This window comes from Arthrobacter sp. 05N429 (assembly GCF_056397045.1).
Window position 1 is genome coordinate 79,858 of record NZ_JBFTMQ010000011.1, and the last position, 22,384, is coordinate 102,241.

Annotated in this window: 20 protein-coding genes; 7 read left to right on the top strand and 13 right to left on the bottom strand. The window is 67.5% G+C overall.

Going from position 1 to position 22,384, the window contains the following annotated elements; all coding sequences use genetic code 11:
• Positions 1-14: 14 nt before the first annotated feature.
• Complete coding sequence (locus AC1DF4_RS15995; protein ID WP_476913800.1) at positions 15-896, bottom strand: hydroxymethylpyrimidine/phosphomethylpyrimidine kinase; 882 nt, start codon at positions 894-896, stop codon at positions 15-17.
• Positions 897-1,038: 142 nt separating this feature from the next.
• Here AC1DF4_RS15995 and AC1DF4_RS16000 point away from each other — a divergent pair, with 142 nt between their 5' ends.
• Positions 1,039-2,451, top strand: coding sequence for an MFS transporter (locus AC1DF4_RS16000; RefSeq protein ID WP_476913801.1), 1,413 nt, complete (start codon positions 1,039-1,041; stop codon positions 2,449-2,451).
• A gap of 164 nt (positions 2,452-2,615) precedes the next feature.
• Here AC1DF4_RS16000 and AC1DF4_RS16005 read toward each other — a convergent pair whose 3' ends face one another.
• Together AC1DF4_RS16005 and AC1DF4_RS16010 are read right to left on the bottom strand one after the other, a co-directional pair.
• Positions 2,616-3,398, bottom strand: coding sequence for an ABC transporter permease (locus tag AC1DF4_RS16005; protein ID WP_476913802.1), 783 nt, complete (start codon positions 3,396-3,398; stop codon positions 2,616-2,618).
• On the bottom strand, positions 3,398-4,201 hold the full coding sequence (locus tag AC1DF4_RS16010; RefSeq protein ID WP_476913803.1) for an ABC transporter ATP-binding protein: 804 nt from the start codon (positions 4,199-4,201) through the stop codon (positions 3,398-3,400). The genes AC1DF4_RS16005 and AC1DF4_RS16010 overlap by 1 nt, the downstream gene beginning before the upstream one ends.
• 233 nt (positions 4,202-4,434) lie before the next feature.
• Between AC1DF4_RS16010 and AC1DF4_RS16015 the strand changes: the two genes are divergently transcribed.
• Positions 4,435-5,130, top strand: coding sequence for a queuosine precursor transporter (locus AC1DF4_RS16015; protein WP_476913804.1), 696 nt, complete (start codon positions 4,435-4,437; stop codon positions 5,128-5,130).
• Between the two features lie 59 nt (positions 5,131-5,189).
• Here AC1DF4_RS16015 and AC1DF4_RS16020 read toward each other — a convergent pair whose 3' ends face one another.
• The 9 genes from AC1DF4_RS16020 to AC1DF4_RS16060 all read right to left on the bottom strand — a co-directional run bounded on the left by AC1DF4_RS16020 (position 5,190) and on the right by AC1DF4_RS16060 (position 13,887).
• On the bottom strand, positions 5,190-6,152 hold the full coding sequence (locus tag AC1DF4_RS16020; RefSeq protein WP_476913805.1) for a type IV toxin-antitoxin system AbiEi family antitoxin domain-containing protein: 963 nt from the start codon (positions 6,150-6,152) through the stop codon (positions 5,190-5,192).
• Between the two features lie 157 nt (positions 6,153-6,309).
• On the bottom strand, positions 6,310-7,608 hold the full coding sequence (gene tgt, locus AC1DF4_RS16025) for a tRNA guanosine(34) transglycosylase Tgt (RefSeq protein ID WP_476913806.1): 1,299 nt from the start codon (positions 7,606-7,608) through the stop codon (positions 6,310-6,312).
• A gap of 33 nt (positions 7,609-7,641) precedes the next feature.
• On the bottom strand, positions 7,642-8,367 hold the full coding sequence (locus AC1DF4_RS16030) for an SRPBCC family protein (protein WP_476913807.1): 726 nt from the start codon (positions 8,365-8,367) through the stop codon (positions 7,642-7,644).
• Positions 8,368-8,415: 48 nt separating this feature from the next.
• Positions 8,416-9,447, bottom strand: a complete 1,032-nt coding sequence (locus AC1DF4_RS16035; protein ID WP_476913808.1) for a DUF6707 family protein — start codon at positions 9,445-9,447, stop codon at positions 8,416-8,418.
• Between the two features lie 96 nt (positions 9,448-9,543).
• Positions 9,544-10,083, bottom strand: coding sequence for an NUDIX hydrolase family protein (locus AC1DF4_RS16040; RefSeq protein WP_476913809.1), 540 nt, complete (start codon positions 10,081-10,083; stop codon positions 9,544-9,546).
• A 44-nt stretch (positions 10,084-10,127) separates the two neighbouring features.
• Entirely contained in the window at positions 10,128-10,781 is a 654-nt protein-coding gene (locus AC1DF4_RS16045; protein ID WP_476913810.1) for an RraA family protein, read from the bottom strand.
• Positions 10,778-11,209, bottom strand: coding sequence for a RidA family protein (locus AC1DF4_RS16050; protein ID WP_476913811.1), 432 nt, complete (start codon positions 11,207-11,209; stop codon positions 10,778-10,780). The genes AC1DF4_RS16045 and AC1DF4_RS16050 overlap by 4 nt, the downstream gene beginning before the upstream one ends.
• Complete coding sequence (locus tag AC1DF4_RS16055; RefSeq protein ID WP_476913812.1) at positions 11,206-12,570, bottom strand: MFS transporter; 1,365 nt, start codon at positions 12,568-12,570, stop codon at positions 11,206-11,208. The genes AC1DF4_RS16050 and AC1DF4_RS16055 overlap by 4 nt, the downstream gene beginning before the upstream one ends.
• 132 nt (positions 12,571-12,702) lie before the next feature.
• The gene (locus AC1DF4_RS16060) at positions 12,703-13,887 is read right to left on the bottom strand and encodes a PucR family transcriptional regulator (RefSeq protein WP_476913813.1); all 1,185 of its coding nucleotides are present in this window, start codon (positions 13,885-13,887) and stop codon (positions 12,703-12,705) included.
• Positions 13,888-14,092: 205 nt separating this feature from the next.
• Here AC1DF4_RS16060 and AC1DF4_RS16065 point away from each other — a divergent pair, with 205 nt between their 5' ends.
• From AC1DF4_RS16065 to AC1DF4_RS16085, 5 genes are read left to right on the top strand one after another with little or no spacing between them, the layout of a single operon-like run.
• A complete protein-coding gene (locus tag AC1DF4_RS16065; protein ID WP_476913814.1) occupies positions 14,093-15,430 on the top strand; it encodes an MFS transporter in 1,338 nt (445 codons plus the stop codon).
• Positions 15,427-17,052 carry a thiamine pyrophosphate-dependent enzyme gene (locus AC1DF4_RS16070; protein ID WP_476913815.1) on the top strand — a complete coding sequence of 542 codons (1,626 nt, stop codon included), beginning with the start codon at positions 15,427-15,429 and terminating at the stop codon, positions 17,050-17,052. The genes AC1DF4_RS16065 and AC1DF4_RS16070 overlap by 4 nt, the downstream gene beginning before the upstream one ends.
• A 12-nt stretch (positions 17,053-17,064) precedes the next feature.
• Complete coding sequence (locus AC1DF4_RS16075) at positions 17,065-18,507, top strand: gamma-aminobutyraldehyde dehydrogenase (protein ID WP_476913816.1); 1,443 nt, start codon at positions 17,065-17,067, stop codon at positions 18,505-18,507.
• Between the two features lie 19 nt (positions 18,508-18,526).
• Complete coding sequence (locus AC1DF4_RS16080) at positions 18,527-20,272, top strand: amidohydrolase (RefSeq protein ID WP_476913817.1); 1,746 nt, start codon at positions 18,527-18,529, stop codon at positions 20,270-20,272.
• 9 nt (positions 20,273-20,281) lie between these two features.
• Positions 20,282-21,544 (top strand): M20 family metallo-hydrolase, encoded by a 1,263-nt coding sequence (locus AC1DF4_RS16085; RefSeq protein ID WP_476913818.1) that lies wholly within the window; start codon positions 20,282-20,284, stop codon positions 21,542-21,544.
• A gap of 27 nt (positions 21,545-21,571) precedes the next feature.
• Here the strand turns inward: AC1DF4_RS16085 and AC1DF4_RS16090 are convergent, their stop codons facing one another.
• Positions 21,572-22,348, bottom strand: a complete 777-nt coding sequence (locus AC1DF4_RS16090) for a VOC family protein (RefSeq protein ID WP_476913819.1) — start codon at positions 22,346-22,348, stop codon at positions 21,572-21,574.
• Positions 22,349-22,384 lie beyond the last annotated feature (36 nt).

Consider the following 22,384-nt stretch of genomic DNA (forward strand, 5'->3'; position numbering starts at 1 on the left):
GAGATGAGGCGCCGCTAGCGCGGTCCGCCCTGCCAGAGCGCATCGAACGGGGCTCCCGAGGCCACCCGGTTGCGGATTCCCGCGGTCACGAACGCCTTGGCCGTCCGCGCAGCCTCGAGCGGGGTCGCGCCCTTGGCCAGCTCGGCCGTCACGGCGGCGGCCAGCGAGCAGCCGGCGCCCGACACCGCCACTTCGCCCACCTTCGGGGCGGACAGGACCTCCAGCGTGTCGCCGTCGTAGTAGACGTCGACGGCGTCCGGCCCGGCCAGGCGCACGCCGCCCTTGGCGAGCACCGCGGCGCCGCTGAGCTCGTGGATCCGGACCGCGGCGGCCTTGAGCGATTCGAGGTCGGTGATGGCCAGTCCGGAGAGGGACTCGGCCTCGAAGTGGTTCGGCGTCACGAACGTGGCGAGGGGCAGGATCTGAGCTTTGAGGGCCTGGTCCGTGTCCAGCGCGTGGCCCGGCTCCTGGCCCTTGCAGATCAGCACCGGATCCAGCACGACGTTGGTGAAACCGCCCGCGGCCAGTGCCGAGGCCACGGTCGAAATTGTCGCCGGGCTGCCCAGCATGCCGATCTTCACGGTGTCCAGAGTCGAGGGCGCGCCGGATGCGGCACCGTAGGCCGCCGTCGTCGCCTCCAGCTGGTGGGCGATGACCTCCTGGTCGACCGGGACGAAGCGGTGGTTCCAGTTGTCCTGCGGATCGAAGGACACGATGCAGGTCAGGTTGGCGATGCCGAAGACGCCCAGTTCCTGGAAGGTCTTGAGGTCGGCCTGTGCGCCGGCGCCGCCGGTCGCTTCGGAGCCGGCGATGGTCAGGGCCACGGCGGGACTCGCCGGGGCGTCGTCGTGGGCGGTGGCCGCCAGGGCGGCGGAGTCAAAGGCGGTGGAAGTCATGGTCCCATCCTGCCATTCCCGGAAAACCGCCCGCATTGTGCGCATGACCAATATGAACAAAACGCACGTGTTCCGGATCACGGCTAATAAGGTGGCGGACGGTGTTGCTTCCTTGCGGCGCCGGATCCAGGAAGGTTCATTGATGAGCACCCAAGTGTCCGAAGCGGCCCAGACCCGAAAAGCCGTCGGCAACATCCTCAAAGGCTCGGCAGGCAACCTCGTCGAGTGGTTCGATGTCTATATCTACACGGCATTCTCCGCCTACTTTGCCGTCCACTTTTTCAGCTCCAAGGACCCGCTGCAGAGCAACCTTGAAGCGATGGCCGTCTTCGCGGTGACGTTCCTTATGCGCCCGATCGGCGCCTGGTTCTTCGGCCGCTACGCGGACCGCAACGGCCGGAAAGCCGCGCTGACCCTTAGCGTGACGATGATGTCCGCGGGCTCCTTCGCCATCGCGCTGCTGCCCACCAAAGAGGTCATCGGCATCTGGGCGCTGGTCCTCCTGGTCCTTATCCGGCTGCTGCAGGGCTTCTCCGTAGGCGGCGAGTACGGCACCAGCGCCACGTACATGTCCGAGGCCGCCACCGCCAAGCGGCGCGGATTCTTCTCCAGCTTCCAGTACGTCACCCTCATCGGCGGGCAGATGCTGGCCCTCCTGGTGCTCGTCATCCTGGAACGGACCCTCGGCAAGGAGATGCTGGGCGAGTGGGGCTGGCGGATACCGTTTGCGATCGGCGGCGTTGCTGCGCTCGTCGTTCTCTGGATGCGCCGGTCCATGGAGGAGACCATCTCGGCGGAGCAGGCTGCCGCCGCCAAGGCCGGAACAGCCGGCGGGGAAGCCCAGCCGGGCACCATGAAGCTGCTGTTCACCAAGCATTGGAAGGCCCTGCTGATCTGCATCGGCGTCACTCTGGGCGGGACTATGGCGTTCTACACCTACACCAACTTCACGCTGTCCTTTATGCAGAACACCAGCGGCATCGCCAAGGAAACCACGTCCGTCATCAGCTTCTGGGCACTGTTCATCTTTATGCTGCTGCAGCCGGTCTACGGCATCATTTCGGACCGCGTGGGCCGCCGCCCGCTGCTGCTCTGGTTCGGGATCACCGGTGTGCTGCTGACCTGGCCGCTGCTGTCCGCGCTGGCCGGCACGAAGGATCCGTTCACCGCGTTCCTGCTCATGATGGGCGGCCTGCTCATTGTCGGCGGCTACACCTCGATCAACGCCCTCGTGAAGGCCGAGCTGTTCCCGGCCTCCATCCGCGCCCTCGGCGTGGGCCTGGGCTACGCAATCGCCAACTCGCTCTTCGGCGGCACCACGCCGCTGGTGGGCGCCGCGTTCCAGAAGGCCGGCCAGGTGGAAATCTTCTTCACCTACATCACCGTGGGCATCGGCATTTCGCTGCTGGTCTACATCTTCGCGCTGAAGAACAAGAAGTCCACCCACCTGGACCACGAGCAGGGCCACGCCTGGGAGCCCGTTGCGGGCCCGACCGGGTCCGGCGACGGCCGCTTGGACGACGACAAGGACCTCGTCGACGCCTCGCGCCGCTAGGTTCGCGGGCCGCCCGCGAACGGGCGGCGCGTGCGACGGCGGGCCGCCGGCTACTGGACTTCGGTCCCGGCAGCCGGCGGCCCGCCGTCGTCGTTAAGACGGGCGCTGCTGACGCGGGCTGCCGAGGCGACGCTACTGCTGGGGCTGCGGCCGTTCAGCCGGGCCTACTGGGCGTTGTCTGCGAACCGCAGCTGCAGGATCGTCGCGATGGTGCCTGCCGTGAACGTCCCCGCCAGCACCACGTAGCTGCCGGCCGTGAGCGTGTCGACCGGGTCCGCAACCATTCCGATCAGCAGCGGGACGATCGAGTACGGGAACCACTCCGCCCAGCCGGTTCTGCCAAACAGGTTTCCCAGGGCGAGCATCACGAGGGCGAAGGCGATGGGGGCCACTTCACCGCGGCTCAACACGGCGATCCAGGCAACCACGGGAGCGAGCAGGAAGGATATCGACGCAGCGAGCAGCACGTTGGCCAGGCCGGTAGCGGCCAGCTCCGCAGAGAACCCCGGCAGCCCCATCGCAAATCCGATCGCCATCGCCTCGAGGAGGACGAGGACGATGAGTGCCATCCACCACGCAGCCGCGACCGCCAGCTTGGCGACGGCGAACCAGTGACGGGCCACGGGCAGCGCGAGCATGTTCTTGGCGGTGGCATCACCGTACTCCCGGCCGAACAAGTAGGCGACGATGAACGCCAGCAGGAGCATCCCACCAATGCCAAAGACCAACGTGAGCATGTAGAAGTATTCGGGCCACGTCGCCTCGAGGCCGGCGAGGCTCGCCTTTGTGCCCGCAAGCCCCAGCTGGGCCGCCCGCCCCGGTTCGCGCACGATCCACATGAACAGCGCTATGCCGAGCGGCATCATCGCGAGCACCGCCAGGGTGGCCCAGGTCGCCTTGGCGCGGTGAAGCTTCGTGAACTCGGTGGCGAGAACCTGACCGAACATCAGGCCACGGAGCCCTTGGCTGCAGCGCCAGTGCGCGCGAGGAAGTACCGCTCCAGGTCCAGCGTCAGCAGCGCCTGCTCGCGTTCTTCCGGGGTGTAGGCGTCGGCCGCGAAGGAGCGTGCCTTCGCGGCGAGGTCGTCGCGCGACGACTCCTCGATGAGGCGGCCGTTGTGGATGATGCCGATACGGTCGGCAAGATGGGCGACCTCGGCAAGGATGTGGCTCGACATGAAGACGGTGACACCGCGCTCGTCGGCGAGTGAGCGGAGGAGTTCGCGGATCTCGACGATGCCGGCCGGGTCGAGGCCGTTGGCGGGCTCGTCGAGCACCAGCAGTTCGGGGGAGTGCAGCAGCGCGCGGGCGAGCGAGAGGCGCTGCTTGTTGCCGAGCGAGAGCTGCCCGGCGCGCCGCCCGGCGTACGGGCCGAGGCGGAGCAGCGTGATTGAGTCCTCGACCGACCCCGGCGGTGAGCCGGTGAGGCGGCGCTGTATGTCGAGGTTTTCGCGCACGGTGAGGTTGGGGTAGGCAGCCGCCGTCTCGACAAGGAATCCGACGCGCGAGAACACGCTCGTCTCACCGGGGATGATGCGCCGGCCGAGTACGGTTACTTCCCCGCCGCTCGGTCGGATCAGGCCGAGCAGCATGCGGATTGTGGTCGTCTTTCCCGCCCCGTTCCTGCCAAGGAATCCGTAAATTTCGCCGCGGCGGACGTCGAGGTTGAGGGAGTCGACGGCGGTGACGTCGCGGTACCGCTTGACGAGGGCGCGCGTGGAAACTGCAGTGGCAGGATGGGTCTCCTCCATGGCCCCATCCTGCCACCACGTCCGGAGCGTTCACAGTGCGGGTATTCACAGCTGGCCCCGGACGGGCTCCGGTTCTCGCGGTAGCCGGTTCGTATGCCGGCGCGGGGTGAGAGAATGGAAGGCGGTTCCCGCGGCCAGCCCGCCCGGAGCCATCCAGTGCTAATACAGCCGGCTGCCGCGTTGTCCTCCATGAGGATCCGGGCACCAGGCGAACCACTATGAATGGACCACCCATGACTTCCGCCAAGACTTTTCCGGCCGCCGCGCCGCCGAAGTTCGCCTCTATCGGTTCCCCCCATTTCGGCATCCTGCTGGCCGTCATGGCAGTGGTGCTGATCCTTTCCAACATCGGGGCATCGAAGGGTGTGGCGATCGGCCCGATCATTACCGACGGCGGCTTCTTCCTCTTCCCGCTGGCTTACATCCTGGGCGATGTCATCAGCGAGGTTTACGGCTTCAGGGTGGCGCGCAAGGCCATCATCACCACCTTCGCCCTGTCGGTCTTCGCGTCGCTGTGCTACTGGATCGTCATTGCGCTCCCGGGGTTCGACGACGAATTCGGCTCCGCCAAGCAGGCCGCGCTCGAAGGCGCTTTGGGACCGGTTCCGCAGATCGTGCTCGCCTCGCTGCTGGCCTTCCTGGCCGGGCAGACCATCAACGCCTGGATCCTCGTGAAGATGAAGGCCCGCACGGGGGAGAAGTCCCTGTGGGCGCGCATCATGGGCTCCTCGGTTGCCGGGGAGTTCGTGGACACCCTGATCTTCTGCAGCATCGCCGCCTCCGTGATCGGGATTACCGACGTCGGCACGTTCGTGAACTACGTCGCCGTGGGTTTCCTCTACAAGACCCTCGTGGAGTTCCTCTTCGTCCCGGTCACCGCGGCCGCGATCGGCTGGATCAAGAAGCGCGAACCGAGCTACGGGGCGTAAGGGCTCCTCATTCCTCCGCCGTTTCGACGGTTCCCTGCCCACTCGACGCCGCGCACCGTCTAGCCGCTGCGGAACCGTCGAAACGGCGGGCTGTCGGCCCCCGTGCCGTGGCTCAACGCCCGTAACACCCGGTACTTGAACTCCACTTCGTTGAACAAATCCCTCCACTCGATCCGGATGAAGGTCCAGCCCTGTTCCATCAGGGCTTTCTCGCGGCGCCGCTCGGCGAACAGTACGTCGCCGGTGGGACGGTAGTCGAAGTACTTGGTCCTCCCGTCGAACTCAAGGGCAACTTTTCGCTCCGGCCAGGCAAAGTCCAGCCGGTGCTCCCCGAGCGGAGTCCGGACCACGTACTGCACCTCGGGCGGCGTGATCCTGAGCCTGTGCAGCAGTTCCCTTGTCAGGCTTTCGCCAGCAGACTCGGAGCGGGGGTCAGCCAGTTCGAGGGCCCGCCGCAAGGCGACCACTCCGTTGCGGCCGGCGAGGTCGGTGCACCGGGCCCGGACGAGGCCAAGGTCGGCGCCCATCCGGGCAGCGTGATCCATCAGAATTACGGCTTGCGGCACGGTGAACATCAGGCAGCAATCCACCACGGTGCGTTCCAGCGAGGTGCAGGGAAGCCCGTCCACGAAGCACACCTCGCGGCTGCCCAAAGGCCGGGTGTGCGCCACGACGTCGCGCCCGTGCGAGATCCCGGAGGGGCATGTTTCCTGGGTCAGGTGCACGCGGTCATCGACTTTCCACAGCTGCAGGTCATGCAGGCTGGCGCCCGAGACGTGGCTGTAGACAAAACGCCCCGGCGACGTCCTTAGCGTCCCGAGCGCATGGGCGAAGACCAGCTGCCGCCGTCGGACGGTGGAGTTCAGCCCCTGCCACCATTCTGCGCGGGCGTAAGTGCCGCGGCGCAACCGGACGAGCTCCGCCCCTTGCACCAGCTGTGCGATGGCCCGGGAGTCTAGTCCGGATGCCAGGAGCTGGTCCGTGCGCCAGAGGTCCGCGGCTGTGGGGAGTTCGAAGGTCATGAAACCAGCGTCACGCGCGCGCACTGCTGCGCCCAGAGACCTGGGCGGCTATGTGGAAAGCCCCCGATTCGACGGGTGCCCGCCTGCTCGACGTTTCCCGACGTCGTGGGCGCAGGGAACCGTCGAATCGGCGGCGACCTCGACGGCGGGGCGGAACCTAGGAGTAGTACTGCCCCAGGGTCTCGGCCTTGAACTCGAAGAAGTTGCCGGCCTCGATGGCGAGCCGGGCGTCGTCGACCATTTTCACGACGAAGCGCTCGTTGTGGATCGAGATCAGCGTGGCGGAGACCATTTCCTTGGCCTTGAACAGGTGGTGGATGTAGGCCCGCGAATAGTTCAGGCAGGCGTAGCAGTCGCAGCCTTCCTGCAGCGGACCGAAGTCGCGCTTGTACATGGCGCCGGAGAGGTTGTACCGGCCGGTGGGGTGGTAGAACGCCGAGTTGCGGGCCACCCGGGTGGGGGAGACGCAGTCGAAGGTGTCCGCGCCGTTCTCGATCGCGGTGAAGATGTCGTCCGGTTCGGAGATGCCGAGGAGGTGCCGGGGCTTGTTCTCCGGCAGCTCCTCGTTGCACCAGCGCACGATCGTGCCCAGGTTCTCCTTCTCCAGCGCCCCGCCGATGCCGAAGCCGTCGAAGTTCATCGCGCCGAGATCGCGGCAGGCCTTCCGGCGCAGGTCCTCGTACTGTGCGCCCTGGATGACCCCGAACAGGGCCTGGTAGGGCTTGCCGACGCGCTCGGCGGTGAGCCGGAAGTGCTCGGTGATGCACCGTTCGGCCCAGCGCCGGGTCCGTTCCAGGGATTCCTCCTGGTAGCCGCGGGAGTTCTGCAGCGTGGTGAGCTCGTCGAAGGCGAACATGATGTCCGCACCGATCTGGTGCTGGACGTTCATGGAAATTTCGGGGCTGAAGCGGTGCCGGTCGCCGTTGAGGTGGCTCTTGAACCACACGCCTTCCTCGTCCACGTGGGCCAGGCGTTCTTTGCCGGGGGCGACGGCGTCGTCGGGTCCGGAATTGTCCACCGACTTCATGTCGATGACCTTTTTGAACCCCGAGCCCAGGCTCATCACCTGGAACCCGCCGGAGTCGGTGAAGGTGGGGCCGCGCCAGTTCATGAAGGCGCCCAGGCCTCCGGCCTCATCCAGGATGTCCGCGCCGGGCTGCAGGTACAGGTGGTAGGCGTTGGCCAGCACGGCCTGCGCGCCGAGTGCGGCGACCGACTCCGGGAGCACCGACTTGACCGTGGCCTTGGTGCCGACAGCGATGAACGCCGGGGTCTGGATCTCGCCGTGGGGTGTGGTGATGGTGCCGGTGCGGCCCAGGAACTCCCCACCGTTAGCGGCAACCTGATCGGCCGACGGCGAGCAGCTTTCACTCAGGCGTTTGCCCACGCGGAAGGAGAACTCGGACTGTCGGGCGGGCGCGGGGGGCAAGGACGCAAAGTCAGGATTGGCTGGCACCGTTCAAGTGTGCCAGCTAACAGCCTTCAACCCTTAGTGCAGCGGATCGGATGTGGGGTAGTTCTCAGCCCGCCACTTGTCCCAGTAGCCGCGGATGGACTCCAGCTGGTGCGCCCCGAGGTCGTAGGTGGAGACGATGACCAGGGAGCCGCCCTCGGGCCTGATGTCCTTGATGGCCGGCTGGTCCGCCACGATGACCAGGCCCTCGCCGTGTTCGGCGTAGTGGTGGACCGTGAGTCCCACCTGGTGGTTGCTGCGGAACCAGACCTTGCCGGAGACTTCCTCGCCCGTGGCCAGGGTGAGCGAGTACGGTTCGCCGGGCTTGGGAACCTCCGACAATCCCAGTTTTTCGATCGCCGACCCCTCGTTCCCGGGGACGGAGAAGAAGAAGGTCCGGCGTTTGCCGTGCGGGTGCCGCTCGAGGGCAAACCGGAGCTGCTGGATGAAGGTCAGCCAGCCCTGGGTGATGTCCTCGTCCCAGGCTGCCCACTCGGAATTGTGGTCCACCGCGGCCCGCGTGACGCTGAGTTCCGTGCCGGCCGGGACGGGCTTCAGGGTGAACACGTCCCCGCCATCGACCACGAGGGAGGTGTGGTCGGCGCCTTCGACCACATTGGGGCTGAAGTAGATCTCATTGATCTCGGCCGCCTGGTCATCGGCTTCCCAGCCGTGCCACTGGGAAACCTTGGCGGGCTCGCGCAGCATTGTCCAAACCTGCTGCGCGTCGGAGTTGATCACAACGCTCAGATTGTTCGTCATGGGGTGAATCTACAACGCCCTGCCCTGAGGGGATAGGGGGCAAACGCCTCAGGAGCGGACGGACTCGAGCTCGTTGCCGATGCGGCGGTCCAGCTCCGGGGCGCCGATGGTTTCCGATCCGCCGTGGGCGCGCAGGAACAGCAAAGCCTCGAGCCGCAGGAGCCGCCATTCACGTTCCGCATCCGGATTCGAGTTGTCCATCGAACGGAAAATTTCCTTGTCGTACAGGTTTGGTTCGTTGAGGGAGCGCTGGCGCACCTTGGCGTTGATGCGGGCCTTGAACGGGTCCGTCTCCATGGCGTCGGGTGCACGGAGGAACTTCTCGTAGACGGCGGCCCGGTCCGCCTGGCCGAGCTGGCGGCAGATGTAGCTGGACAGGGCCAGGGAAGCCTCCACCGACGACCAGCGGCCGCGGTTGCCGTCGAAGGGCAGCACATTGAGCAGATCGGCAACGGCGAGGGCGCTCTTGGCGTCCTTGAGGATGATGAACAGTTCCTGCGCCAGGTCGTTGAGGTCCTTGAGGCAGCTGCCGGACTTCGTGTTGATGCCCTTGGCCAGCCGTTCGCTGAGCAGCAGCACTCCCACGGACTTCGGGTGGGCCGCAGCCGCCGCCTCCACCACGGACTCGGGCGTGCCGTCCAGGGCAGGGATCAGCGCCAGGTCCTCTTCGCTGGGGCCGCTCACCACGGGCGGAACGGGCGGCAGGGGCGGAACGACGACGGCGGCAGTTGCGGCGCCGCCGTCGGGCTCCTGGCTACTGTCCGGTTCGGCCCGGGCGCCGTCTTCATCCGTGGCCGGTTCGACCAGCTGCAGCGGCGAGCCGGCGTCCTCGGCCGGAGTCGCGTCAGCCTCGGCGGCCGCCTCCTGGATCAGGACGGTGGAGGCCGCCGCGATCCGGAGCCCGCCGCCGCCGGTGAGGGTCGCCAGCACCATGGCGGGTGTTCCGAAATCGTCGGTTTCGACGTCCACCCGCTGGATTTCGGCGGAACGGTGGCCGTCGGGCAGAAGCAGATGATCCCCGCTCTGCAGAGATCCAGCCTGCTGTTCGATGTAGTTCGGGGCGGCCGGGGGGTGGGTCATCTGGAGTCCTTAAATTCTTTTGCGGTCCGCCCAACAGTCTACAAAGGCGCGCGGGGGCAGCCAGTCACGGGGGTCAGTTCCCGCAGCCGGCGGCGGTCAGTTCCCGACGCCGGCGAAGGCCAGGGCCTGCCGGATCAGGGCGCCGCGGCCGCCGCTGAATTCAAGCTGGACATCCGAGCTCATGACTTCCTGCGGCGTCATCCACGTCAGCTCCAGTGCGTCCTGGCGGGGCGTGCATTCGCCGGTGACCGGGATGATGTACGCCAGCGCCACGGCGTGCTGGCGGTCGTCGGTGAAACCCGTGTGGGACGGGGACGGGAAGTACTCGGCCACCGTGAACGGAACCGGGCTGATCGGCAGCTGCGGAAACGCGAGCGGGCCCAGGTCTTTCTCCATGTGGCGCAGCAGGGCGGCTCGGATGGTCTCCCGGTACAGCACCCGGCCGGATACCAGCGAGCGGATCATGTTGCCGTCCTCGTCGGCCTGCAGGAGCGTGCCGACCTCGTTCACAAACCCGAGCGGGTCCAGCCGGACCGGGACGGCCTCGACGTAGACCATGGGCAGCCGGCCGCGCGCCTCGAACAAATCGTCGTCGGAGAGCCAGCCGGGGTTCGGGTCAGGAGTGCGAACATTCATGGTTAAGTTCTACCCCATCACTGACCCGTTCCCCGCGCCGTCGGTCAGATCGCCAGCACCGATTCCAGCGGCTCGCCGGAGGCGATCCGTGCCAGCAGGGCCGGTTCGGCGGCGTCGGATGCCAACGCCTGACCCAGGACATCGCCCGCAGCCTCCGGGGACAGGACGATCACTCCGTTGTCGTCCCCCAGCACCCAGTCGCCCGGATGGACCGGAACTCCGCCGCACAATACGGGGACGTTCACGGCGGAACCGCCGCTGTGGATCCGTTTGGTGGTCAGGCACGAAGTCCCCCGGGCGAAGACCGGCAGGCCTGTGGCGCGGAGCTCCAGGACGTCGGTTGCTACTCCGTCGACGACGACGCCGGCGGCTCCTCGCGCGGTGGCGGCAGCGGCGGTGACGGCGCCAACCGGCGCGTGCCGGTGGTCACCGGACATGTCCACGACGAGCACTGCGCCCGGGTACAGCTCCAGCAAGGCACGGTTCATGGCATAGGCGTCATGGTCCACAATGCGCACCGTGACCGCCGGGCCGGCTATCTTGACGCCGTCGAGCAGGGACCGGATGGCCGGATCCACGAATCCGTCCTCCAGGAAGTGCCCGATGGTGGGGTAGCTGACCGCGGCGAGCCGCTCGCGGAGCTCCTCACGGAGTTTCCCGCCAGGACCGGCGCCGATCCGGACGCCCGCGGCGCTCACCGGGCCGCCGGGGGAGTCGGGCCGGCAACCACGGCTACGCAGTCGATTTCCAGCGCCACGCCCCACAGGCTCGCGCAGACCGTGGTCCGTGCAGGCTTGGCCGTTCCGAAGAACTCCGAGTAGACGCGGTTGAAGTCTTCGAGCCGGCCGGGATCGGTGAGGTAGGCGTTCACCTTGACCACGTGCTGCAGGCCCGACCCGGCGGCCTCGAGCACGGACTGGAGGTTGAGGATGGTCTGGCGGACCTGGTCCTCGAACGTGTCCGGCTGGTCATCCAGCCCGCTGATCGCGGGAATCTGGCCCGCGGTGAACACGAAGCCGTTGGCAACCACCGCCTGGGAGAACGGGCCCACGGCATCCGCCCCGCCCGGGATCTGCGCGATCCGGCGGACCGTGCCGGCTCCGGAAAGAACGGCGGGGGCGGTCATCTGGCAGCCTCCGCTTCGACGCTGGCTTCTGCGGGAGCCATGTCGACGGCGTCGATGTTGCCGTGCCGTGTTTCCGTCAGGACGAACAAGGCGCCGAGCGAGACGAGGGAGGCCCCCATGATGTACCACGCGATGGAGGAACTCTGGTGGGTCACGCCCAGCAGCCACGTCGTGATGAACGGTGTTGCGGCGCTGCCGAGGAGCCCGGACAGCATGTAGGCGACGGACAGCCCGGAGTAGCGGACCTTGGAGCCGAAGAGCTCGGCAAGGAAGGTGGCGATCGGGCCGTAGTTGGCGGCGAAGGCCGTCATCATGGCCAGGTAGGCGACGAAGAGCAGCGGCACGGACTTGGTGTCCATCAGCCAGAACATCGGGAAGGCGAACAAGGCTTCGGCGGCAACACCGGCGTAGATGATCGGTTTGCGGCCGTACTTGTCAGAAAGCTGGCCGAAGAAGGGGATCAGGACGAAGCACAGGGCGCAGGCGGCCAGCACCACCCACAGCATGAGGGCCTCGGAGTGGCCCAGTTCCTTCTTGCCGTAGGACACACCCGAGGCGACCAGCAGCGTGAAGGTGCTGCCGGTGGACAGCGTGGCGACACCGCCGAGGATGACCTGCTTCCAGTACTTGGCCATGAGCGCCGCGAAGGGCAGCTTGGCTTTGGCGCCGGCTTCTTTGACTGCCTGGAAGGACGGGGTTTCCTCGATGTGCAGCCGGATGTAGATGCCCACCGCCACGAGCAGCGCTGAGGCCAGGAACGGGATGCGCCAGCCCCAGCTAAGGAGGGCTTCGGTGCTGACGGTCGAGGCGACAATCAGGAACGCGACATTGGCGATCAGGGTGCCGGCGGGCACGCCCACCTGGACCAGCGAGCCATAGAACCCGCGCCGGGACGCGGGAGCATGCTCCACGGTCATTAGGACGGCGCCGCCCCATTCGCCGCCCAGGGCGAGGCCCTGGATGACGCGCAGGAAGAGCAACAGCAGCGGGGCCATGATGCCGATGCTGTTGTAGTCCGGCAGCAGGCCGATGGCGAAGGTGGCGGCGCCCATGGTCAGGAGGGAGATAAGGAGCATGGACTTCCGGCCCAGCCGGTCTCCGAAGTGGCCGAAGATGATTGCGCCCACCATGCGGGCCACATAGGCGGAGGCGAACGTGCCGAAGGCGAGCATGGTGCCGACGATGGGGTCGAAGCTGGGGAAGAAGATCTTGTTGAACACGAGCGCGGAGGCTGTGCCGAATACAAAGAGGTCGTACCACTCGACGGTGGTGCCGATGACGCTGGCGAGGGCGATTTTGCGCATTTTGGCCAGGTCTAGCCGGGCAGAGGCGTGGGAGGTGGTTTCTACCAATTGAGCCATCAGTATCTCCAGATGGGGTGCGGGGACGAGTGTCCAGTGCAAGGTAGTAGCCAACTATTCTGTGTTGGGGATCACAGCTCAATGGCGGAAACCCCACCAATAAGGGCCCCAAAGTGTGTGTTCACACAACCGCTAGGCCCAGGCCACCACCAGCCGGGCCGCCTGGGCAGGCACCGTAAGGTCGATTCCCGTCAATTCCTCGAAGCGGTTGAGCCGGTTGAGGATGGTGTTCCGGTGGCAGAACAGCTGTTCGGCCGTGGCCGTGATGTTCCCGGTAGACAGATAGTGCCGCACCGTCTCGGTGAGGCGTTCGCGTTCCCCGCCGCGGCAGTCCTCCAACGCCTCATCCAGTTGGGCGGCGAGGTCGAGTCCTGCGTCCTGGAGGTTCTGCTGCGCGAGCCGCGTCCACGCGGCATCTGCGGAGAGGGGCCCTGAATCGGCCGGGCGCAGGAGGGCGGCGAGACTCTCTGCCGTCCGGGCAGCGGCGGGAAGGCCGCGCAGCCCGGACACCTCCGGGACATACCCGCAGGGAATGTCCGCCAGGGCCGCCGGCAACTGCAGCACCATGCCCTGCACCGCCCTGGCCGGGCGCGGGGGCAGCGGCCAAAACAGGTAGGTGTTTCCGCCTGACTCATGGAGGAAGATCTTTTGGCGGCGCTGGGCGGAGCCGAACTGTGTTGCCACGGCGCGGAGGCGTGCCCCGGCTTCGCCGCTGGCGGCCACGAGCCCGCACCGCGCATCCGGCCCGATGCCCAGGGCTGAGCCGACTTGTGCGGAGGTTTCGGCCGAGGGCGTGCTTTGGTTGAACAGCCGCGCGATGAATTCGCGTTGGATGCTGGACTCTTCCTGGGCCATGCGCACCTGCTCGGTCAGATAGCTCATGTGTGTCCGCGTGGCGAATTCGTCGACCACCCGCCAGACCTGATCCACGCGGGAAGCGAGCAGGCCGGCGTCCTCCGGTGCGGCGATCTCCAGGAGGTCCGCCCACAGGATGCTGAAGTCCAGCCGCACGGCAGATGTCAGGGACTCTGGCGGTATCCCCGCCCGGGCACGCTTGGACCCGAGGTCCGAGGCAAATGCAAGCAGTCCGTCCCGCGCCGCGTCCTCCGGGCCGCCCCGCAGCCCGTGGATGAGCCGGCGGAACGTTTCCCGCGCCGTGTCCCGGATTTCCGGGACGGTCACCTGGCTGTCTCCATACTCCGGGATTTGCCGCACTCTTGCGGTGAAAGCCTGCGCAAGGATGTCCAGCCGGCCCTCCAGCTGGTCCACCAGCTCGCTCCAGCGGAACTCGGCGCCCGGAGACTCAAAATTGTGCATTCTCACATTCTATGGCCCAGGATGCGTGGCGCACTGCTAGTTATTTTGGAAAAAGCTACTGGCAGAATGGAACGAAGCATAAGAGTGAGCCCAATCACACCCGCCGGAAGCATCGAGCCTGCGCGTCACCGGCCCTGGCACGACACCGCCCGGGGCCCACCGCGCCGGCCGCAGCAAAGACCAGTCACATTTCTTTGGAGTAATCATGGCAAACAGCGCAAGCAACGCCACCACCATCGACGGCCCGCAGACGCCGGGGCCCGTCGATGAGAGCGTGGCCAAGAAGGTAGCCCTCGCGGCCCTCGTCGGAACAGCCCTGGAGTGGTACGACTTCTTCCTGTTCACCACCGCCGCGGCGCTGGTGTTCAACGCGCAGTACTTCGTGTCGCAGGATCCCTTCGTTTCGGCGATGAGCTCCTTCGCCACCCTGGCCGTGGGCTTCGTCGCCCGCCCGATCGGCGGCTTCATCTTCGGGGCCCTCGGTGACAAGGTGGGGCGCAAGAAGATCCTGATGGTCACGATCGTGGGCATCGGCGTCGTGACCGGCCTCATCGGCCTCCTGCCGAACTACGCGACCATCGGCGTCGCGGCCCCCATCATCCTGGTGGCCCTGCGCATCCTGCAGGGACTCGCGGTCGGCGGCGAGTGGAGCGGCGCGGTGATTATCGCCGTCGAAAACGCCCCCGTTGCCAAGCGCGCACGCTACGCCGCCTTGCCGCAGATCGGTTCGCCGATCGGCACCATCCTCTCCTCCGGCGGCTTCTTCGGCATGCTCTATCTGGTGGGCCAGACCAACTTCGACGCCTGGGGCTGGCGCATCCCGTTCATTGCGGCCATCCCGCTGCTGGCCATCTCGATGTGGATCCGCAGCAAGCTCAGCGAGTCCCCGGAATTCGAGGCACTCATGGAGTCCGGCGAGACCGAGCACGCCCCCATCCGCGGCGTCCTGACGAAGAGCTGGCGCCAGATCCTGGTCGGCATGTGCTCGGCGCTGCTGGGCATCGGCGGCTTCTACCTCATCACCAGCTTCGTGGTCTTCTATGGCACCAAGGTGCTCAAGATGCCCTATGAAACCCTGCTGCTGGGCTCGCTCCTCGCCGCGGTATTCGAGATCTTCGTCCTGATCTGGGCCGGCCGCATGGGCGAGAAGTATGGTGCCAGCAAGGTGATCCTTTGGGGTGGCGTGGCGTCCGCGCTCGTCGCCGTCCCGGTGTTCCTGGCCATCGACACCGCCATCCCGGCCCTGGTCATCCTGGCCATGATCGTCGGCGTGTGCACCCTGTCCATCCCGTACGCGGTGTCCGGTACGGCGCTGACCGCGCTCTTCGCCACGAAGGTCCGCTACACCGGCGTCGCCATCACCTCCAACAGCGCCGGCGTCATCTCCGGTTTTGTGCCGCTGATCGCCACGGCCCTCGTCGCGGCCAACGGCAACTCCTTCTGGCCCGGCGCCATCATCCTGCTGGTCGTCTCGGTGATGACCGCGCTGTCCGGCATTTTCCTCCCCGCACTGAGCATCGAAGAAAAGGGAATGAAGCATTGAGCACCGCAACCACCGCCGGGCACCTGATCGTCGCCCAGCTCGAACGGGCCGGCATCCAGCGCGTCTACGGCGTCCCCGGAGAAAGCTTCCTGGACGTCCTCGACGGCCTCCACGGATCCTCTATCGAAACCGTGGTGACCCGCCACGAAGGCGGCGCCGGGTTCATGGCCCTCGCCGAAGGCCGGCTCACGGAGCTTCCCGGCGTGGCCATGGTTACCCGCGGCCCCGGCGCCGCCAACGCCTTCATCGCCATCCACACCGCGCACCAGGACGCCACCCCGATGATCCTGTTCGTGGGCCTCATCCCGGTCGCGGACCGCGGCCGGGAGTCGTTCCAGGAATTCGACATCAACGCCTGGTTCGGCAGCACCGCCAAGAAGGTCGTGACGCTCGACGACGCCGCCTCCGCCGCCCGCGTGGTGGACGACGCCATCTTCACGGCGCTCAGCGGACGTCCCGGCCCCGTGGTGATCGGCCTCCCCGAAGACGTGCTGGTCCACGCCATCGAATCTGGCACCGTGGAACCCCGCACCGTCGCCCGCACCGAACCTGCCGCGGTGGACCTCGCCGGCCTCGAAGCGAAGCTGGCCGCGGCCAGGAAGCCGCTGATCGTGGTGGGCGGCGAGGGCTGGGATCAGACGTCATCCGACGCGCTGGCCGGCTGGGCCGCGCGCCACGGCGTCCCCGTGCTCGCGGATTTCCGCGCCTACGACGCCGTCCCGCACTCCAGCGATGCCTATGCCGGCTACCTCGGCTACGCCCGCAGCGACGCCAACGCCCGCCGCCTCGACGAGGCCGACCTGCTGCTCTTCGTCGGCTGCGTCCGCGCCGACGTCCTCTCCGACGGCTACAAGCGCGGACTGGAAGCCGTCACCGTCGTCGTCCACCCCGGCGCCGACCTGCTGGGCCACTTCGGCCGGCTGGACCAGCACATTCCGGCCCATGTCGCATCCTTTGCCAACGCCCTGGCCGCCACGGAATCCGCTGTGGAACCCGTGGCCGGCTGGCTGGCCGGTGCCCGGGCGGACTACGAAAAGTTCTCCACCGCGCAGCCTGACGGTGGAACTGGCGTGGACCTCGCCGTCGTGATGGAAATCCTCAAGCAGGAAATGGACGACGACGCCGTCATCACCTACGGCGCCGGGAACCACTCGCTGTGGCCGGCCCGCTACCTCAAGCACAACGCGGCGAACTCGCTCGCCGCGCCCCGCAACGGTGCCATGGGCATGGGGATCCCGGCGGCGGTGGCCGCCTCCCTGGCCTACCCGGGGCGCCAGGTGATCTCCGTGGCCGGCGACGGCTGCTTCATGATGAACGGCCAGGAAATGGCCACGGCCATGGGCCACGGCGGGAAGTTCATCGCCCTGGTGGTGGACAACGGCATCTTTGCCACGATCCGTGAGCACCAGGAAGGCCACTACCCGGGCCGCCCCTCGGGCACGCACATGACCAACCCGGACTTCGCCGCGCTGGCCCGGTCCTACGGCGGCTACGGCGAACGCGTGGAGAAGGCCGAGGACTTCGGTGCCGCCTTCCGCCGCGCCGTCGAATCCGGGCTGCCGGCGGTCCTGCACCTCCCGCAGGACCCCACCACCCGCTCACCCAAGACCGCCAGCAACTGACCGGAGCCTGTCATGATCACCCTGCACAACATCATCAACGGTGAGATCGTCCCAGGCACTGCCGCCGACGGAACAGCCGCGGACGGAACAGCTGCGCCCACCCTGCCGTTCTTCGACCCCGCCACCGGAGTCCAGCTCGGCACCGCCCCGGACAGCGACGCCGCCACCGTGGACCGCGCGTTCCAGGCCGCCCACACCGCCTTCCAGAGCTACAAGCGGACCACCCCGGCCGAGCGCCAGGCCATGATGCTCAAGCTCGCCGACCTCATCGAAGCCAACGTTGACAGGCTCCTGGACGCCGAGGTGGCCTGCACCGGCAAACCCCGCCCGGTCACCCGCGAGATCGAGATCCTGCGCGGCGCAGACCAGCTGCGTTTCTTCGCCGGCGCCTGCCGCGTGGTGTCCGGAACCGCGCAGACCGAATACGTCCGCGGATTCTCCTCCACCGTCCGCCGGGAACCCCTCGGCGTGGTCGCCCAGATCACCCCATGGAACTACCCGTTCATGATGGCCATCTGGAAAATCGGCCCGGCGCTCGCCGCCGGCAACACCCTGGTCCTGAAGCCGGCGGACACCACACCCTGGTCCACGCTGGTCCTGGGCGAGCTGGCACAGGAGGCCTACCCGGCCGGCGTCGTCAACGTCATCTGCGGCGGCCGGGGGACCGGTGCCGCCATGGTGGATCACGAGATCCCGGAAATGGTGTCCATCACCGGCTCCACCCGGGCCGGAGCGCAGGTGATGTCCGCGGCGTCGAAGACCCTCAAGGACGTCCACCTGGAACTCGGCGGCAAGGCACCCGCGATCGTCTTCGCCGACACCGACATTGACCTGGCGGCCAAGGAGATCGCGCTCGGCGCTTTCTTCAACGCCGGGCAGGACTGCACCGCCGTGACCCGGGTGCTGGTCGAGGAATCGATCCACGCCGAGTTCGGTGCCGCGCTCGCCTCGGCAGCCGCAGCACTCCAGGTCGGGGGCGATGCCGCGGACCTGGGCCCCCTGAACAGCGCCGCGCAGCTGGACCGCGTAGAGGGCTTTATGTCCCGGCTGCCCGCCAACGCGAAGGTCCTCTCCGGGGGCAAACGGACCGGCGAAGGGTTCCACTTCGAACCGACCGTGATCGACGGTGTGTTCCAGGCCGACGAGGTGGTGTGCGAGGAAATCTTCGGCCCCGTCGTCACCATCCAGCCGTTCGCCACGGAAGAGGAGGCCATCGAGCTCGCCAACGGGACGAAGTACGCACTCGCCTCCAGCGTCTGGTCGAACAACCACGGGGTCGTCACCCGGGTCTCCAACGAGCTGGACTTCGGCGCCGTCTGGATCAACTGCCACCAGGTGATCCCCGCCGAGGCGCCGCATGGCGGCTTCAAGCACTCCGGCACCGGAAAGGACCTTTCCGTCTTTGGCCTGGAGGACTACACCCGCATCAAGTCAGTCACCACCTCCCACCGCTGAGAACGACGCTAGGTATCCCATGAAACTCGATCTGCTGCTGCGAAACGCGGACATCATCACCATGGATGAGCGACGCCCGCATGCCACCTCGCTGGGGGTCTGGCAGGGCCGGATCGTGGGCCTGGATGAGGACCTGGACGGGTTGGAGGCCGCCGAGGTCCTGGACCTGGCCGGGGCCACCGTGACCCCGGGCTTCATCGACGCCCACTGCCACACCACCTGGTTCGGGCTTGGCCTCGGCGAAGTGGACGTCTCCGCGGCCCGGGGGCTGAACGAGCTCTATGCGCTTCTGGAGGCGGACATGGCGGCGGCTGGCGGGTTGGCAACGGCGGAGCCGGGGGAGTTGACGCCGGACTGGCTGTTGGCCACTGGCTTCAGCCAGACCCAGCACGCCGGCGAGTTCCCGGACATCGCCGTCCTGGACCGGATCACGGGGGACCGGCCGCTGTTCATGAGGCACAACTCCGGCCACATGGCTGTGGTCAATTCGGCCGCGCTGCGGCTGGCTGACGCGGAACCGGCGTCGTTTCCGGATCCCGACGGCGGCGTGATTGTCCGCGACGGCGCCGGCCGCCCCACGGGGTTGGTACAGGAAACAGCTCAGCAGCTGATCCAGCAGCTGATCCTGCCGTACTCGTCCGAGGCCATCGAGGAGGCCCTGGACCGGGCCACCCGCTACTACGCCGCGGAAGGCATCACCAGCTTCACCGAGGCGGGGATCGGCGGCGGCTGGATCGGCCACAGCCCCGTGGAACTGGCCGCCTACCAGCGCGCAGCCGCATCAGGCAGGCTGCACGCCCGTGCGCAAGTGATGCCCGTCCTTGATGTGCTCCACCCGCTCGACAGCCCTGGTTTGAAGGGCGGTGCTTCCGCAGGCCTGGACCTGGGCATGTACAGCGGATTTGGGAGCGAATTCCTGTCCCTGGGCCCGGCGAAGGTGTTTCTGGACGGCTCCCTGATGGGCGAAACGGCGGCGGTCAGCCAGGACTACTGCAGCCACGGCCACACGGACAACACCGGCAACACCGGGTACTTCCAAGCCGAGCCGGACGTACTCCGGGCCAAAATCGAAGCCGCCTATGCCGCGGGCTGGTCGATCGCCGCCCACGCCATCGGCGACCGTGCGGTTGACCTGGCCATCGACATCATCGAAGACTGTGCCCGGAGGTACGGGCCCCGGGCCGTGCCGAACAGAATCGAACACGCCTCGATGACCAGGCCGGAACAGCTGCAGCGGCTGGCCGACGCCGGCATCGCCGTCACACCGCAGGCCAGCTTCTTCTTCGACGGCGGGGACGGCATGACCGCCTCGCTCGGGCCGGAACGGCTCGGCTGGGCCTACCGCGCATCGTCGTTCCTGTCCGCGGGCGTGACCCTCGCGGGCAGCTCCGACCGCCCCGTGGCGGACGGCAACGTGCTCCGCGGGATGCAGGCCTTCGTGGACCGGCGCACCGCCTCGGGTGCCGTCTTCGGGAACCCGGACGAGCGGCTGAGCCCGCTCCAGGCCCTGGCGGCGTACACCACGGGAGCCGCCGCAGCCACCGGCATGTCCGGCGCCAAAGGCTCTCTGAGTCCCGGGAAGCTGGCCGATTTCACCGTCCTGTCCGGGTCCCCGCTCACCGCGGGCAGCATCGCCGGGCTTGAGGTCCTGGCCACCGCCGTCGGGGGGACGTTTACCTTCCGGAAGCCCGGCCTGCAGTACCGGCCGGCGGACGCGCCCGCTGCACCCACTCCAATCTTCAGCACAGCTACCAACCGTTCATAGGGGAACACCGTGACTACTCAGACAACTTTCACCACCCGCGACGCCGCGTTTGTGCGGGACTTCCACGTCATGAGCGAATTCGGCGCGACCGAGAACGGCGGCGTGGAACGCCAGGCCGCCAGTGCGCCGGACGGCCAGCAGCGGCAATGGCTCACGGGCCTGCTGGAGGCCAGGGGTTTCGCCGTCAGGTTTGACCGGGCCGGCAACCAGTGGGGGTTGTACGAGGCCGTGCCCGGTGCTCCGTTCGTGGTGGTGGGATCCCACATGGATTCCCAGCCGACGGCGGGACGCTACGACGGCGCGTACGGGGTGCTCGCCGCAGCCCACGCGGCGTTCCGGCTCGTGGAGCAGTGGGCCGCGGCCGGACCCGCCGGACAGCCCCGCTTCAACGTCGCTGTGGTCAACTGGTTCAACGAGGAGGGCTCCCGCTTCAAGCCGTCCATGATGGGCTCCTCGGTCTACACCGGCAAACTCGAACTCGAGACCGCCCTGGACACCAAGGACGCGGCAGGAATCTCGGTCCGCGAGGCCCTGGACGCGATCGGCTGCCGGGGCGACTACGAGGGCCCCGAAGCCGCGTACTGCGCCGAAATCCACATTGAGCAGGGCCGCAGCATGGAGCGCGAAGGCATCACCATCGGCCTGGTGAACTCCAACTGGGCTGCCAACAAATACGAGTTCGTGGTCCACGGCGAGCAGGCCCACACCGGCTCCACCGTGATCGCCGACCGGAAGGACGCGCTGCTGGGGGCGTCCATGATGGTGGTGGCGGCCCGGGAACTGGCCGATACCTTTCCCGGCGTGCTCCACACCTCTGTGGGCCAGCTGAACGTCTACCCGAACTCACCCGTCGTGGTGCCGTCCCGGGTGAGCCTGCTGCTCGACCTGCGCAGCGCCGATGAAGCTGTCCTCGCCGAAGCGGACACGCTGCTGCACCAGCGGATCTCCGAGATCGGGCGGCTGGCGAACGTCACGGTGGAGCGCAACCACGCCCACTCCTGGCCCGTCACCCCGTACCAGCCTGAAGGCGTTGAACTCGCAGCCAAGGTGGCGGCCGACCTGGGCCTGGCCAACAAGCAGGTCATGACCCTTGCGGGGCACGATTCGACCAACATGAAGGATCTTGTTCCGACGGTGATGCTGTTCGTGCCCAGCGTGGACGGGATCTCCCACAATGAGCACGAATACACCACGGACGAGGACATCGTGGCCGGGCTGACGATGCTGACCGAGGTCGTCAACCGCCTCTGCAACGGCGTGCTGGAGGACTGACCCTCGCAGCCGGTGCCTCAGCGGGCCTCAACTGGCAGCCGGTGCCGCGGAGATCCAGAGCGGCGGGTGGGCGGTGGTCGCGTCCGTATCGGGATTGGCCACGTGCAGGGTGGGGATCAAGGCTTCCTCGAGGACCGCCGCCTCGTGTCCGGCCTCCTCGAGGCGCTGACGCAGGGCGTCAAGGTCGCCGGCGTATTCGAAGCCCAGGCCCGCGCTGCCGGCCCCGGTGCCGGCGCCGACCATCAGGATCCCGCCGTTTTTCGCCGCGAACGCTTCCGACTCGGCCGTATCGGAGTCTATGCCGGCGGCGCCCGGGACCGGGCGGGGCCGGGCGCCGATGTTGCGCAGGGTCTGGGCCGCCGCGACGGCATCTTCGGCGAACCAGACGCCGACGACGGCGAGGCCCGGGTCCGCATCCGGCGACCCGCCCCAGCTCCCGTCTCCGGCGCGCGTGGCCGGGTCGGCCAGGAAACTGAAACCGTCAGCTGCGGTGATACGGCAGGACGGGCCGTGGTCCGCCTCGATGAGTTCCGCGGTGGTGCCGCCGGCAGTGGTGCTCTCAGCCGCACCGGCTTCCTTAGTCCGCCGGGCAAATTCCTTCAGGTCACCTACCTCGACGCCCAGGGAGGTGGTGCCGTCCCCGGCCGAGCCCTGCTCGGCGAAGTGGAGGGCGAGGCGGCCGGAGCCGGCGTCGAACTCCCGCCAGGTGGGCTCGTCCACGGTCTTGACCATGCCCAGGCCGGTGAGCAACCGCTCCCATTCGTCCATGCGGGAGGTGAAGTGGATCGGGCGGACTCGCAGCATCGTTGCTCCTAAAGGTTGGAAAGGATTCCGGTTCTC

Excerpts from the sequence above, each read along its gene's own strand:
- AC1DF4_RS15995 (WP_476913800.1), bottom strand. The coding sequence starts at position 896 with ATGACTTCCACCGCCTTTGACTCCGCCGCCCTGGCGGCCACCGCCCAC.
- AC1DF4_RS16000 (WP_476913801.1), top strand. The coding sequence starts at position 1,039 with ATGAGCACCCAAGTGTCCGAAGCGGCCCAGACCCGAAAAGCCGTCGGC.
- AC1DF4_RS16005 (WP_476913802.1), bottom strand. The coding sequence starts at position 3,398 with ATGTTCGGTCAGGTTCTCGCCACCGAGTTCACGAAGCTTCACCGCGCC.
- AC1DF4_RS16010 (WP_476913803.1), bottom strand. The coding sequence starts at position 4,201 with ATGGAGGAGACCCATCCTGCCACTGCAGTTTCCACGCGCGCCCTCGTC.
- AC1DF4_RS16015 (WP_476913804.1), top strand. The coding sequence starts at position 4,435 with ATGACTTCCGCCAAGACTTTTCCGGCCGCCGCGCCGCCGAAGTTCGCC.
- AC1DF4_RS16020 (WP_476913805.1), bottom strand. The coding sequence starts at position 6,152 with ATGACCTTCGAACTCCCCACAGCCGCGGACCTCTGGCGCACGGACCAG.
- AC1DF4_RS16030 (WP_476913807.1), bottom strand. The coding sequence starts at position 8,367 with ATGACGAACAATCTGAGCGTTGTGATCAACTCCGACGCGCAGCAGGTT.
- AC1DF4_RS16035 (WP_476913808.1), bottom strand. The coding sequence starts at position 9,447 with ATGACCCACCCCCCGGCCGCCCCGAACTACATCGAACAGCAGGCTGGA.
- AC1DF4_RS16040 (WP_476913809.1), bottom strand. The coding sequence starts at position 10,083 with ATGAATGTTCGCACTCCTGACCCGAACCCCGGCTGGCTCTCCGACGAC.
- AC1DF4_RS16050 (WP_476913811.1), bottom strand. The coding sequence starts at position 11,209 with ATGACCGCCCCCGCCGTTCTTTCCGGAGCCGGCACGGTCCGCCGGATC.
- AC1DF4_RS16055 (WP_476913812.1), bottom strand. The coding sequence starts at position 12,570 with ATGGCTCAATTGGTAGAAACCACCTCCCACGCCTCTGCCCGGCTAGAC.
- AC1DF4_RS16060 (WP_476913813.1), bottom strand. The coding sequence starts at position 13,887 with ATGCACAATTTTGAGTCTCCGGGCGCCGAGTTCCGCTGGAGCGAGCTG.
- AC1DF4_RS16065 (WP_476913814.1), top strand. The coding sequence starts at position 14,093 with ATGGCAAACAGCGCAAGCAACGCCACCACCATCGACGGCCCGCAGACG.
- AC1DF4_RS16075 (WP_476913816.1), top strand. The coding sequence starts at position 17,065 with ATGATCACCCTGCACAACATCATCAACGGTGAGATCGTCCCAGGCACT.
- AC1DF4_RS16080 (WP_476913817.1), top strand. The coding sequence starts at position 18,527 with ATGAAACTCGATCTGCTGCTGCGAAACGCGGACATCATCACCATGGAT.
- AC1DF4_RS16090 (WP_476913819.1), bottom strand. The coding sequence starts at position 22,348 with ATGCTGCGAGTCCGCCCGATCCACTTCACCTCCCGCATGGACGAATGG.